11 protein-coding genes are annotated in these 15,185 nt (G+C 30.5%); all 11 read right to left on the reverse strand.

The annotated features are described in order from the left end of the window. Window positions 1-5: 5 nt before the first annotated feature. The gene (locus AC2A4K_RS15400; RefSeq protein WP_322505040.1) at window positions 6-2,153 is read right to left on the reverse strand and encodes a TIM-barrel domain-containing protein; all 2,148 of its coding nucleotides are present in this window, start codon (window positions 2,151-2,153) and stop codon (window positions 6-8) included. Window positions 2,154-2,175: 22 nt separating this feature from the next. Further along, the gene (locus tag AC2A4K_RS15405; protein WP_322505039.1) at window positions 2,176-3,189 is read right to left on the reverse strand and encodes a LacI family DNA-binding transcriptional regulator; all 1,014 of its coding nucleotides are present in this window, start codon (window positions 3,187-3,189) and stop codon (window positions 2,176-2,178) included. Between the two features lie 322 nt (window positions 3,190-3,511). After that, window positions 3,512-4,405, reverse strand: a complete 894-nt coding sequence (locus AC2A4K_RS15410) for a sugar ABC transporter permease (protein WP_322505038.1) — start codon at window positions 4,403-4,405, stop codon at window positions 3,512-3,514. Window position 4,406: 1 nt separating this feature from the next. Then, window positions 4,407-5,357: a carbohydrate ABC transporter permease gene (locus AC2A4K_RS15415; RefSeq protein WP_322505037.1), complete on the reverse strand. Its 951-nt coding sequence runs from the start codon at window positions 5,355-5,357 to the stop codon at window positions 4,407-4,409. Between the two features lie 93 nt (window positions 5,358-5,450). Beyond that, the gene (locus AC2A4K_RS15420) at window positions 5,451-6,677 is read right to left on the reverse strand and encodes a sugar ABC transporter substrate-binding protein (RefSeq protein WP_322505036.1); all 1,227 of its coding nucleotides are present in this window, start codon (window positions 6,675-6,677) and stop codon (window positions 5,451-5,453) included. A gap of 393 nt (window positions 6,678-7,070) precedes the next feature. After that, window positions 7,071-8,012 carry a PucR family transcriptional regulator gene (locus tag AC2A4K_RS15425; protein WP_322505035.1) on the reverse strand — a complete coding sequence of 314 codons (942 nt, stop codon included), beginning with the start codon at window positions 8,010-8,012 and terminating at the stop codon, window positions 7,071-7,073. A 34-nt stretch (window positions 8,013-8,046) separates the two neighbouring features. Continuing rightward, a complete protein-coding gene (locus AC2A4K_RS15430) occupies window positions 8,047-9,156 on the reverse strand; it encodes an ABC transporter ATP-binding protein (protein WP_322505034.1) in 1,110 nt (369 codons plus the stop codon). Window positions 9,157-9,407: 251 nt separating this feature from the next. After that, window positions 9,408-11,126, reverse strand: coding sequence for a ferredoxin hydrogenase (locus tag AC2A4K_RS15435; RefSeq protein ID WP_322505033.1), 1,719 nt, complete (start codon window positions 11,124-11,126; stop codon window positions 9,408-9,410). Window positions 11,127-11,353: 227 nt separating this feature from the next. Next, window positions 11,354-12,424, reverse strand: coding sequence for a butyrate kinase (gene buk / locus AC2A4K_RS15440; RefSeq protein ID WP_322505032.1), 1,071 nt, complete (start codon window positions 12,422-12,424; stop codon window positions 11,354-11,356). A 21-nt stretch (window positions 12,425-12,445) separates the two neighbouring features. Continuing rightward, window positions 12,446-13,354 (reverse strand): phosphate butyryltransferase, encoded by a 909-nt coding sequence (gene ptb / locus AC2A4K_RS15445; RefSeq protein WP_322505031.1) that lies wholly within the window; start codon window positions 13,352-13,354, stop codon window positions 12,446-12,448. A gap of 182 nt (window positions 13,355-13,536) precedes the next feature. Beyond that, entirely contained in the window at window positions 13,537-15,138 is a 1,602-nt protein-coding gene (locus AC2A4K_RS15450; RefSeq protein ID WP_322505030.1) for an NAD(P)/FAD-dependent oxidoreductase, read from the reverse strand. Window positions 15,139-15,185: the final 47 nt, after the last annotated feature.

Below are 15,185 nucleotides of genomic sequence, written 5' to 3' on the forward strand. Positions count from 1 at the left end.
TACTATTATTGAACTAATATCTCTTTTTCAATCATATTTTTATTTAAATCAAATATCTTTATATTTAACTTTTTAACCCTTGAATTTTTATTTTCTATTGATAAATCATAATCTGATTCTGCTTTTGTGATTTTAACTTTAAGCTCTTCATAATCACCTTTTTTATAGTCTTTAGTAATTCCATCATCGTTGTAATATGTGTACTCAGCCATATCATCAACAAAAGCAATTAGATTTAATTCACTAGTATCTAAATTTTCCACCCTTTTACTTGGCTTACTTGCCATTGTTACTATTTTATTCTTTCTTATGAATATAGGAACTTCACTTAATTTAGCCTCTACATAATGATGACCTTTTTGTAAAACTTCAAAATCTCCCTCATCATATTTTCTAGCTCTCCATAGAAGCATTTCTTCTGGAAGATAAACATATCTTCCTAAAGCATTTTGCTCATATATAGGTGCTAACATCAAACTATCACCTAAAAGCAATTGATCTTCTACTCCCTTCACAAAGTTATCTTCATATTCAAATGTTAATGGTTTAAAATACATTTCATTATTTAAAACAGCCTTCATATACTCACTATAAAGATATGGAACCATAACATATCTTAACTCCAATATATTTCTTAATACTTTGACACTCTCACCTCTAAATGCATATGGTTCCTGATGTCTTGTACCTAAAGCTGCATGATTTCTAAATAAAGGTGTAAACATACTTAATTGTGACCATCTTATAACTAAGTCTTCTGTAGCATCTCCCCCGAATCCGCCAGTATCAGCTCCTGTATAGATAAATCCACACATATTGATATTTGGCATCATTTGAAGGTTTAACTTAATGTGTTCCCACCAAGACATGTTGTCTCCAGTCCATATTCCCCCATATCTATGCATACCCACTGTAGATGCTCTAGAGAAAAGTAGGAATCTCTTATTCTCATCTATATTTTCAAGACCTTCAGCGGCTGCTCTTGTCATATTAAATCCATAAAGATTATGAACTTTATCATGTCTTATTTTTTCATTTCCTACTCTATGATAAAAACTTTGATAATCTTCCATACTATTTTGAAGTCTTGGGAATGTATCCTTAACATCAAAGTAATCATATATACCTAAGTTTTTACCCTTTGCCTCTGATATTTTTTCAAAAGCCTCATTTAATCTTTTTTCTGAATAGAATATTGCAGGTTCATTCATGTCATTCCAGAAACCTTCTATTCCTTTATCAGTAAGGACTTTATACTTGTTTCCAAACCATAATCTTGCATCCTTATTTAAGAAGTCTGGGAAATGGACTTTCCCAGGCCAAACTGCTGCTACAAAAGGTTTTCCCTCTTCATCTAAGCAGTAATAACCATTTTTAACGCCTTCCTCATAAACATCATATCCCTCTTCAATCTTGCATCCTGCATCAATTATTGGGATAAGCCTAATTCCTCTATCTTTAACTTCTTTTACAAGGTTTTCAAAGTCAGGGAATGCTTCTTTATTTATAGTAAAGTTCTTGAAATCCTCCATATAATCTATATCAAGGTATAAACAATCAAGAGGAAGTTCTAATTCATTAAAATTATCTAGGACTTCAAGAACTTCATTGCTATCTTTATAACTCCATCTACTTTGTTGAGCACCAAATGCCCATTTAGGAGCTATGTAACTTTCACCTATAAGCTCTCTAAAACTCTTTGCTATGTCTTTTAAGCTTTCGCCTTCAATAATATATAAATCAAAGTTTTCATCATCTATTGTTATCTTTAATTCATCTCTTCTTGTATAACCTACATCAAACTTTACTCTTCCAGGATAATCTATAAATATCCCAAAAGTTTTTTCCCCATAAACCATTAAGAAATTATGAGCTCCATAAAGACTTTTCTTTTCTGGAGTATGTGAAAAATCATCTGTGCAGAAACTTTCATATATCCAGCCTCTTTTATTTAATCCTCTTACATTCTCTCCTAATCCATAGATTACATCTTCATCCTTAAGATCTAATGTAAAAGTGTTATTTTCAAAATTTAAATATTTTAATTCTTGGTTCTCTATTTCTGAACCTTCCTTTAAAACAACTGACTCAGTATTAAAAGGAGTTCCAAAAGTATATTTAGTTATGTGATTATTGATACCATTAATTCTCATAATATCTCCCCCATTATAATAACTATCTCATGTCTTTACATGACTCTCTCTCTATAATTTTTGTTTCAAAAATTATATGCTTATGCTCTTCCTTTTTAGTTAAAAGAGCTAATAGTAAATCTATACTATTATTAGCCATATGTCTTTTAGGCTGCTTTACAGTTGTTATTCCTGGATTATAATATTTGCTTATATCCATACCATCAAATCCGATAATAGACATATCCTCTCCAACCTTTAATCCTTGATCTATCACTGACTTAGCTGCACCAACTGCCATAATATCTGATATTGAAAAAATAGCTGTTATATCTTTTCTATTATTTATAATTTCTTTTGTAGCTTTATAACCTCCACTATAATCGTAGTCACCTATAAATACATTGTCTTCTGAATATGGTATATTGTTTTCTTTTAATGCCTCTTTATATCCTTCAAGTCTTAATCCACTGATACCAACGTCGTTTTTTTCTCCTAGTAAAATAGCAATGTTTTTATGTCCTTTATCTATAAGATATTGGGTTGACTCTTTTGCGGATAATATATTGTCTATTCCTATTGATGAATATTTACTTTTACTCTCTTTAGATATTGTATTAACAGAGGTTAATACTACTGGAATATCTAAAAACTGAAAACTTTCATCGTTTATATTTAAGAAGTTTCCCCCTAAACAAATGATTCCTTGAAGTCTCTTCTCCTTAACAAAAGCTATTAAATTATCTACATCATCCTCTGTAGCATAATCATTTTGTTGTAATATCATTGTATAGCCTGCTTCATTTATCCTATTACCTATAATATTTATCATCTCAGCGAAGAATGGGTTGAATACCCCTTTTACTAGAACTCCTATATTGTTTGTGTAATTCTTCTTAAGAATTCTAGCACTATTATTAGGTATGTAATTACTCTCTTTTATTATTTTTAATATTTTTTCTCTAGTCTCATCCTTTACATCTGGATGCTCATTTATAACTCTTGATACTGTACTAACACCAACGCCAGCAAGCTTTGCTATGTCTCTTATATTCATATAAAAATCCTCCTGATTTTCTATAATCTTTAATTAACTTGGAAATTGTTTCGGTAACGATACCAACTTAATTATAAACCTCATAGAAAGCATTAGCAATAATACTTACAAGAGTTTAAATAATTATAATAAAATTTCTTATATCTAGAATTTAATATTCTTAAACACACATTTTGATAATTATTTCTTATATTTTGATGGATGTAGAAAGAAGCTCCTAAACTTCCTCTACATTTTCCATCAATATATATATCTTATAAGAAGTATCTATTATTATATTTAAGGTATTTAAGTTCTATTCCATATAAAGTCTCATATTATTTTAGCCTTTAACTGATCCGGCAACTAAACCTTTAGCCATGTATTTTTGACCTACAGTTGCAAGAATTACTATAGGAATTGAAGCCATTATTGCAGCCGCTGAATATTGAGTCCAGTTAGCTGAGAAGTCATTCTTAATAAATTGTTGCATTCCTACCGCAAGTGTTAAACTTTGAGGATCCTTTAATATTGCTGAAGCAAATATAAATTCACTGTATGATCCTATGAATGTAAATAAGAATATTACTAAAATCATATTTCTTGTTAATGGTAATATTATTTTCATAAATATTTGGAAAGTAGTTGCTCCATCAACACTTGCAGCTTCTACAAGTTCCTTAGGAATTCCATCTATAAATCCTTTCATTAACCAAATGTTATATGCACTAGCACCTGCAGCTATAATTACTAATGTAATTAAATGGTCCATACCATTTAATCTATATGCAAGACCTAAAATTGCAGGTAATGCCATAGCTGCTGGGAACATTTGAAGTAATAACAAGAACATTAACCCTTTTTTCTTCCCCCAAAATCTTAATTTTGAGAAAGCAAATGCTGTTGGTATTGTTAAAAATAATTGAATTACAGATACTACAACACATATGATAAGAGTATTTTTAACCCATATTAAAAAGTTTGTTTCAGTTAAAACCTTTGAATAGTTTTCAAGTGTCCATGATTGTGGTAATAATGTTGTTTGTACGAAAGCTTCCCCTTTAGCCATAGAAGCAGTTACTATAGATAAAACTGGGAATAATACTACAAGACACATAAACCATAGAAACACTCTTGATATCCATACTGATCTTACTTCTGATGGTCTTAATTTCTTTTTATATTTAATATCTGAGGAAGTGTTTATTCCGCTCTTTTTTTGTACTCTACTTTGCATTTTATTCAACCTCCTCGAATTGTCCTGATAATTTCATTTGATAATATGATATAGTTGCTAATAAAATAAATATTATTATACTTATTGCAGATGCTATTTCAAATCTACCAAATTGTGTTGATAATTTATAGTTTACAGATGCAAGGATATCTGTGTATCCAGCAAACTGAGTCGCCATCCTTGGTGGATTACCATTGGTAATCAAATATGCCTGTCCAAAGTTATTAAAGTTAAATGCAAATGATGAAATTATTAATGGATAAGCAGTCTGTGCTAATGATGGTAATGTTATTTTTCTGAATTGAAGCCATTTGCTAGCACCATCAACATCTGCTGCTTCATAATAACTATCTGGAATAGCTCCTAAAGCTCCTAAGCAAACATTCATCATGTATGGGAATCCTAACCATATACCAACAAATATAAGTGCAACTCTTGCCCACATTGGATCTGTTAGCCATGGAATAGGATCAGCTATAATATGCATATTCATTAACAAGTTATTTATTGCTCCATAACTTCCATTTAAAAGACCTTTCCATGAAAGTATTGCTACTGTTGCTGGTAAAGCCCATGGAATTATAAGTATTGCTCTATAAATTGCTTTTTCTTTTAAGTTAGGATTATTTACTGCCATAGCAACTATTAATCCTAAGAAGAAAGTTCCTAAAGTTGAAGCTATTGCAAACACTAAGTTCCAACCTAGAACTGGGAAAAATATTTCTTTAAAAGGTCCTGTAAAAACCTCTACAAAGTTTGCTAATCCTACAAATTGGATATTACCTTGTGAATACATTGTATAATCTGTAAAAGATATATACACTGTATATAATATAGGAAAAATTGTGAATATTATAATTGATATAAGTGCTGGTAATAAATATGGAATAGATTTTCTTGTTTGAGCTCTACTCTTTTTTCTTGCTGCCTTTTTATCTGCTACTACTTGCATTACATACTCTCCTCCTTAATAAAATACCTCTACCCTCTAAGATAATTCTTATAAATAAGGGGGAATTTTCATCCCCCTAGTTAAGACTTCTAATTATTTTTGTTGAGCTATACCTTCTTTAATTTGCTCTACTGTCATTTGAGCACATTGTTCTGGTGTGATTTGACCTGAAGTTAATAATTGTAAGTTAGCTCCAGCAGGTGTCCACATAGCTTGAATTTCTGGTATGTTAGGCATTGGTGTAGCAAATTTAGCTTGTTCTGCGAAAGCACTCATATATTCATTGTTTTTAAAGTCTGCACTATCTAAGTATTTATTTAATACTGGAATTCTGTTACCTTTGTTTAATAATATATCTCCTGAGTTTTCAGCTAAATATTTAAGTAACTTCCATGATAAATCTTTATTTTGTGATTTTTCACTTACGAAAGCAGTTTGAACTCCTAAGAAAGTTGGTACTTGTTTTCCAAATAATGTTGGCATTGGAGCTACTCCAAAGTTTACTCCACCATCTTTAAATGCTGATACATCCCAAGGTCCTGAAATATAGAATCCAGTGTTCTTAGCTAAGAAATCACCTTTAGCTATATCTCCAGTTATATCAGCTGGCATTAATTTATCTTTTTGAACTAAATCTTGAACGAATTGATATCCTTTTATAGCTCCTGGTGTAGCTAGTCCAATATCAGTTGGATCAAGACTTCCGTTATTATCTTTATAAACGTATCCTCCATCTGCTGCTATGAATCCATAAGTAGCATAGAAGTTATTGATGTCGTATTTAAATCCTGCGCCCTCTTCTGCAACCTTAACTAAATCTTCCATAGACTTTGGAACTTCTTTAACTTTATCTTTATTATAGAAAAGAGCTGAAGTTTCTTGTGCTATTGGAACTGCATATCTTTTTCCATCTATTGTTACAGCATCTAACACTTGATGTGATGCGTAATCAGAATCATTTATAGTTCCTTCTGGAACTTCTGCTAAAAGTCCTGCCTTTTGGAATGTTCCTAAGTTATCATGTGCTAAACCAAACATGATATCTGGTCCCTTTGAACTATTTGCAGCCTGTATGTAAGCTTGCATTTCTGATTTATCTTCTACTACTTTAACTTTAACTCCATTTTCTTCGCCCCATTTTTGAGCTAATTTGTTTATCTCGTCCACTTCTGGAGTTGTTAAATGTGACCATACTGTTAATTCCTTTTCTGAACCTCCAGCATTTCCTGAATCAGTTTTTCCTCCACAGCCCACTAGTGATCCTGCAAATAACATTGTTGCTGCCATTACAGTTGCTAGAATTTTTGTACGTTTTCCCATTATAAAATCCCCCTCATAACTTATAATTAGCTAAAAGCTATATTCTTCATTCTCGCCTTCGGAAACGATACCAAAACAATTTAAAAAAATATTTAATTTGCTTACTAACAAATATTTTTTGAAAAGTTTCGTTTCGGTATCGTTTCCAAGATTATTATATAATATTCAGAAAACATTTTCAATACCTTTTTTGAAATTTTTCTGGATTTCTTATAATTTTTATTTATTTCTTTATTTTCCATTTTATCTTGTAACTGGTAATAAGTTTTCTACTATTACAAAACCAAATTATTTTTCTAAAAACGAAAGAACTGTATCAAATATAACTTAACTTTAATTTTTCTAAAGCATATATTTGATACAGTTCTTTAATCTCATAAATATATTTAATTATTACTTGCTGATTTCTTTTCCACGCCATATTAAAAAAGCTATTTTAAAGATTACAGCCTCATTAAAATTCCTTATATCATAAGATGTACATTTTTGAATTTTATCCAATCTGTAGATAAGAGTATTTCTATGTACATATAATTCTTTAGATGCATCACTTATATTAAGTCCACACTTAAAGAAAGTTTCTATTGTTTTTATCATTTCTCTATCTAACTTAGAGAACCCTAATCCAAAATCTTCATACATCTTATTTTTTAAATCTTCATCTATAGAGTCAACTAAATTTTCGAAAAGTAAATCTCTATCTCCATAAACAATTTCATCCAAATCGTATTTTATTGCAAGATTTATTTTAGACATATTTATCTCATAGGCCTCTTTTATTTCATTTATATTATTTAATTTCATATAGCTTATATAGCATTTTGTATAAAGGTTTGAGGCTATAGAATCTTTGATACTATTAAGATGCTCTTCAATATCTTCTAGCGTTCCAATGATTACTATACTATCATTCCTTAATACACTAACTATATTTTTATTGCCATAACACTCATTTATAAGTTCTAAGCCTTCTTGAATATGTGAAGCTAAATAAACATTAATTATAAAGAACTCATCCTTTAAAAAATATAGTTCTTTATCAATAATATTTTTGTCTATAACTACTCCATTTAAGGCTTTTTTAATAAGCTTTTCCTTATTGCTCGATACCTCTTTAATTTTATTTTCAATTAAATATCTCAATAAAGAAGTACAGCTTTCATATTCTTTTTGAGTTACTATTTTTCCCTTTTTATCATTAACTTCAAAGTCTAAAGAAACCGTATCACTATTATCAAATTCTGATAATATAAACTCCTTATCATCCAAAGTAACCTTGAAAGGTATTTTTGTATTTAAATATAACTCTTCTAAGAACTTATGAAAACTGTACATATTGATTACCCCTCTATATTAAAGCTATTGCTGATTAAACTAATTTTAATTCTGTTTCTTTATCGAATATATGAATTTTATTAGCATCAACGTAGAACTTAGCTTCTTGACCATTTTGTAATTTAGTACTTCCATTTACTCTAACTGTTATGTTTTGATCTGCAAGTTTAGTATAAATATAACTTTCTGCTCCCATTAATTCTGTAACTTCAACTTTTGATTTTATTACTGTTGTTGGATTTGCAGCAACTAACTCTTGGTCATCATCTAAATGTTCAGGTCTTACCCCTATTATAACATTTTTTCCTATATATCCTTTTTCTTTTAATAATCTAGCTTTATCCATTGGCATTTCAATTTTTTCATTTTGGAAAGTAGCAAAATATTTTCCGCCTTCTTCCTTTATAGTACCATCTATAAAGTTCATTTGTGGACTTCCAATGAATCCTGCAACGAATATATTAGCTGGGTTATTGTATATTTCTTGTGGTGAGTCAACTTGTTGAACTATACCATCTTTCATAACAACGATTCTTGTACCCATTGTCATAGCCTCAACTTGGTCATGTGTAACATATATGAATGTTGTTTGTAATCTTTGATGTAATTTAGAAATCTCAGTTCTCATTTGAACTCTTAATTTAGCATCTAAGTTTGATAAAGGTTCGTCCATTAAGAATACTTTAGGTTCTCTTACTATAGCTCTTCCTAATGCAACCCTTTGTCTTTGTCCACCTGATAAAGCTTTTGGTTTTCTATCTAATAAATGCTCTATATCAAGTATTTTAGCAGCATCTCTAACTTTCTTGTCTATTTCTTCTTTTGGAACTTTTCTTAATTTAAGTCCAAAAGCCATGTTATCATATACAGTCATATGTGGATATAGTGCGTAACTTTGGAAAACCATTGCTATATCTCTTTCCTTTGGTTCTACTTCGTTAACTAATCTATCTCCAATGAATAATTCACCTTTTGATATTTCTTCTAATCCAGCAATCATTCTTAAAGTAGTAGACTTACCACAACCTGATGGTCCAACGAATACGATGAACTCTTTGTCAGCTATTTCTAGGTTAAAGTCTTTAACTGCTGTAACATCTCCTGGATAAACTTTATAAATATGTTTAAGTGATAAATTTGCCATATTAATACTCCCCCATAAATTTCAGTTATTTTCTCGAATTTCTTTTATGATTTTATTTTATACCAATTAACCGTTTTCATCTATGGACATTATTTACAAAAGAATTCATTATTTTTTGTATGATAATCTAAATAGCCTGTACAAATTTCATTTTTCTTGTGATATTTTTTATTAATTTTTTTATATTTTGTAAAAGGCTATAAAAAAACAGAGTGTTTTAAAATTTAAACACTCTGTTTATATTTAAAATATTATTTTTTATATTTCATGTGTAATAACTCATGAGCTCTTCCATGACCTGGTTGACCCATATAGTTTTCGTACATTTTTAATAAAGCTGAGTTTTGATGTGATTTTCTCTTCTCTAAGTTCTTATCTTGGTTGTAAAGAACAGAAGCTCTTACTTCTCTAATGTCCATTTTATCACTATCTTCAGCTGAGATATGTGGTTGTCCTCCACCGTTAACACATCCACCTGGACATGCCATTACTTCGATGAAGTGGTAGTCATTTATTTTACCTGACTTAACTAATTCAAATACATTAGCAGCTCCACTTACAACAGCTAATTTATATTCATTTCCTGCTATTTCTATTTCAGCTTCTTTTATTCCAGCTAATCCTCTAACAACTTCATAATCTACGTTATCTAAGTTATCATTTTCCATGAAGTCCTTAGCTGTTCTTAAAGCAGCTTCCATAACTCCACCAGTAGCTCCGAATATAACACCAGCTCCTGTGTATTCTCCCATAGCTGGATCTACTTCGCTATCTTCTAACTTAGCGAAATCTATTTTAGCAGCTTTTATCATTCTAGCTAATTCTCTAGTTGTTAAAACTGCATCTATATTTCTCATTCCTTCGTTTTCCATTTCTGGTCTATCCGCCTCGAATTTTTTAGAAGTACAAGGCATTATAGTTACTGTAAATACTTTTTTAGGATCTATATCAGCAACTTGTGGATAGTAAGTTTTTGATGCCGCACCAAATATTTGTTGTGGTGACTTAGCTGTTGAAAGATTTTCTACTAACTCTGGGAAGTAATTTTCAACTTCTCTAACCCATGATGGACAACATGAAGTTAACATTGGGAAAGGTCCGTTGTTTTTGATTCTTTCTATAAGTTCAGTAGCTTCTTCCATTATTGTCATATCAGCACCAAAGTTTATGTCAAATACTTTATCGAAACCTAATGCTCTTAAAGCAGTATATAATTTTCCAGTAACGTCTTGGCCGTAACCCATCTTGAATAATTCACCCATTGATGTTCTTACAGCTGGTGCCATAGCAACTATTACATGCTTTTCTGGATCATTTAATGCATCTTGAACTCTTTCTATATGTGATTTCTCTGATAATGCATCAACTGGACAAGCAGCAACACATTGTCCACATAATAAACAGTTTGTATCATCGAAACATTTTAATTCTTCTGGTCCAACTAATCTAACACCATCAATTCTATGGAATTTTATTGAGTTAGTAGCTGTTCTTGTTCTACATGCAGCAACACATCTACCACATTTAACACACTTAGTTCTATCTAAAACTATTGATTTACTTCTGTCATCTACATATTCTGATTTATCTGCAACTATAAATGGTTTATGAGCTCTTGCTTTTGTTTTTATTACAAGCTTTAAGAATTCACAGTTTTCTCTTCTTTTACATGGTCCACATTTAAACTCATGCTCGTCTAAAAGTTCTGCTACTCTTTCTTTTCTAGCCTCTATAACTTTTTCACTCTCAGTTTTAATAACCATTCCATCTTTAGCTTTTATTGCACAAGATCTTAATAGTCTATCATTTCCTTCTTGCTCAACAAGACAAACTCCACATTGTCCTTTATTTCCGCAATTTTTTAACTCACAAAGCACCGGAATGTCAAATCCATTCTCTCTAGCTAAGTCAAGTATCGTCTTATCACCATCAAATTCGATAGTCTTATCATTGATTATTATTTTATTCATGCTGTTCCTCCACTTTTAGGATTTTTTAATAAATACTAAACATCAACTCTTATATCGTAAAAATCAGTTAATTTAAAAATCATCGTTACTATTCTAACATAATATTTGTGAAATATAAATATTTCAGACTTTTATGAACACTTTTTTAAAGCAAAATTTAAGGGAGAATTACAAAATTCTTCCCCTAAATACTTTACACTCTTAAAATTTATATCTATTTTATTAATTTATTTATATATTTTTGCTTCCTCTACACCATCTAATACCCTTATTGCACCTTGTGCTAAAGCTAAAAGTTCATCTTCTCCACCGTATACAACCATAGGTGCAATCCATTTTACTTTTTTGTTTATAGCATTTGTAACATAATCACTATACGCAATTCCACCAGTTAATACTATAGCATCAACCTCTCCTTCTAAAACCACAGCCATTGATCCTATTTCTTTTGCTATTTGGTATATGAATGCATCAAATATTAATGAACCTTCCTTATCACCTTCTTGTGATAACTTTATTAAATCTCTTGCATCATTTGTATTCGCGTAAGCAACGAATCCACCTTTTCCAACTAGTTTTTTATAAACCTCTTCTTTGCTGTATTTTCCTGAGAAACACATTTCTAATAATTCTCCTGATGGTACTCCTCCAGCTCTTTCTGGTGAAAATGGTCCATCTCCATCTAATGCGTTATTTACATCTATAACTCTTCCTTTTCTATGTGCTCCTACTGAAACACCGCCTCCCATATGAACAACTATTAAATTAACATCTTCATATGAAGTATTATGTTCTTTCGCATATCTCTTAGCGACGGCCTTTTGATTTAATGCATGGAATTTACTTTTTCTAGGTAATTCAGGAACACCTGATAGTCTTGCTACATCTTCCATTTCATCAACAACAACTGGATCTACTATAAATGCTCTTTTACCAATTTCTTTTGCTATTTCATTAGATAATATTCCACCTAGATTTGAAGCATGTGGTCCTTGAACTCCAACTTTTAAATCCTCAACCATAGCACCATTAACTTCATAAGTTCCACCTTCTATTGGTTTAAGCATTCCACCTCTTCCAACAACGGCATCCAACTCTTTTATATCAATTCCCTTTTCTTTTAAAACATTTAAAATAACTTCTTTTCTAAAACCAAGTTGATCGTAAATTGTATCATATTTTGATATTTCTTCTGCTGAATGTCTTAATGTTTCTTCTAAAATTTCTTTTTCTCCCTCATAAACACCAATTTTAGTTGATGTTGAACCTGGATTTATTATTAATAATTTGTATGCCATATAACTCTCCCCCAAAATCTATTATTTTAAATCATGAGCAACTACTGCTGCTATAGCTATTGATTTAACTTTTGTTTCAAAACTATCTGCTCTAGAAGTTAATATAACTGGTGCTGATGTACCAACTAATAATCCACCATTTTTACAATCTGACATGTAAGTTAAAGTTTTATACATTACATTCGCAACATCTATATTAGGTAATAATAATATATCTGCTTTTCCTGCAACTTCCCCTTTTACACCTTTATGTTCAGCAGCCTCTTCTGATATAGCATTATCTAAGGCAAACGGTCCGTCAACTATACATCCCTTTATTTGTCCTCTATCACTCATTTTAGCTAATAATGCTGCATCGATTGTTGCTGGCATATTAGGATTCACAACTTCTACTGCGCCTATAACAGCAACCTTAGGAACTGAAACTCCACAAGCATGTGCAACTTTAACTGCGTTATTTATCATAGCTGCTTTATCTTTTAACTCTGGATATGTATTAAATGCTGCATCAGTTAAGAAAAGTAATCTATCCATTCCTGGTATTTCAAATACAGATACATGTGACATTAGTTGACCTGTTCTTAATCCAACTTCTTTATTTAGTACACTTCTTAAAAAAGTAGCAGTATCAACTAATCCTTTCATTACCATATCAGTTTTGCCTGTTGATGCTAACTCTACTGCTAATAAAGCTGCTTTTTTATCATTTGGCTCATTTATAACTTCAAAATCAGCTAAATTCATATCTATCTTATTAGCTATTTCTTTTATCTTCTCTTCATTACCAACTAAAACAGCATCAGCTATTCCTAATTTTTTTGCTTCTCTTACTGCTTCTAAAACTGGTTCATCCTGAGCAACTGCAACGGAAACTTTTTTCATTCCATTCTCTCTTAGTTTTGAAAACAATTCATTAAAATTTTTAGCCATAATACTCAACCCTCTCCCTTGAATTTTGTTAAATTTATAACAATTACAAACAAAAAAAATTCGATTACATAATTTTATAAATTCAAAATTAATTCTACATAACTATATTCTACCAAAAAATATTCTGAAAACATAAGTTTTCAGAATATTCAAATTATTATTTTTTATTTAATTGTTAAATTTTAAACACTATATTCTTTCATTATATTTTCAGCTACCTTTAATCCATCTACTGCCGCTGAAACAATCCCACCTGCGAAACCAGCACCTTCTCCGGCAGGATATAGTCCTTCTAAAGATATACTTTGTAACTTTTCATTTCTTTCAATTCTAACTGGTGCTGAAGTTCTTGTCTCTATACCAGTTAAAACACCATCATTATGACCGAAACCCTTTATCTTTCTATCAAAATCAGTGATACCTTCCTTTAATCCTGCTATTACATAAGAAGGAAGACATTTTCTTAAATCTTCAAATCTATACCCATTACTCAATACACTTGGATTAACTTTTCCTAATTTGGTTGAAACTCTATCATTCATAAAATCTCCAACTAACTGAATAGGAGTATTATAGTTTCCTCCACCTAGTTTAAATGCAAGTTCTTCATAATGTCTTTGGAACTTCATTCCCTCTAAAGGATGATCACCTCCAAAATCATTTGATCCCACAGTTACAACTAAGGCAGAATTAGCATTTTCTTTATCTCTAGCGTGATAACTCATACCATTTACACATAATCTATTTTCTTCTGAAGATGCATTAACAACAACTCCTCCTGGGCACATACAGAAAGAATATATTGCTCTGTCTAAAGTTTTACTTTGATATGATAGTCTATATTCTGCTGCATTTAATCTAGGATGATTAGCATATTTTTCTCCATATTGACTTAAGTTTATAATTTCTTGTGGATGCTCTATTCTAACTCCTATGGCAAAAGGTTTTTGCTTCATGAATATTCCTTCATTAAATAACATTTCATATGTATCTCTAGAGCTATGTCCTAAAGCTAAAACTACTACTTCACATGGAACTTCTTCTCCATTAACCTTAATTCCTTTTAGTTTGTTATTCTTTTTTATTATTCCTTCAAATCTTGAATTAAAGTGAACTTCTCCGCCATATCTTTTTATTTCTTCTCTAATATTTTTAACCACATTCTTTAATATATCGGTTCCTACATGAGGTTTCCCTTTATAAATTATTTCCTCTGGTGCTCCATTTCTTACAAGAGCATCAAGTACGTAATCACATCTTGTATCTTTTATTCTAGTTGTAAGCTTTCCATCAGAAAATGCTCCTGCACCACCTTCACCAAACTGTACATTTGATTCTGGATTTAATTCCCCACTTCTCCAAAACTCTTCTACAGTTTTAGTTCTTGTATCAACATCTTCTCCTCTTTCAAATACTATTGGATTAAATCCTTTTTTAGCTAATAAAAGAGCTGCAAATAATCCTGATGGTCCTAATCCCACAACTACAGGTCTATGTTCAAGCTTTTTTTCTCCAAACTTAAAATCAAAGTCATAATTAACCGTTTCTATTTTCACATCTTTATCATTAAGTCTAGCAACTATTTTATCTTCATTTTCATGCTCTATATTTATACAATAATTAAATTTTATAAGATTCTTTTTTCTGGCATCTAAAGACTCTTTTATTATCTTTATATCTCCAACTTCATCCTTAGACATCTTCAATTTTTTAGCTACTTTATTTTTTAAAAGACTTAAATCTTCATTTATATCTAAACTAATATTATTTATTCTAATAGTCATAAAATTGCCTCCATTTTATTTTCTTTAGTAAATTATTTTACCACAGA

The organism is Clostridium sp. LIBA-8841, from assembly GCF_057782475.1.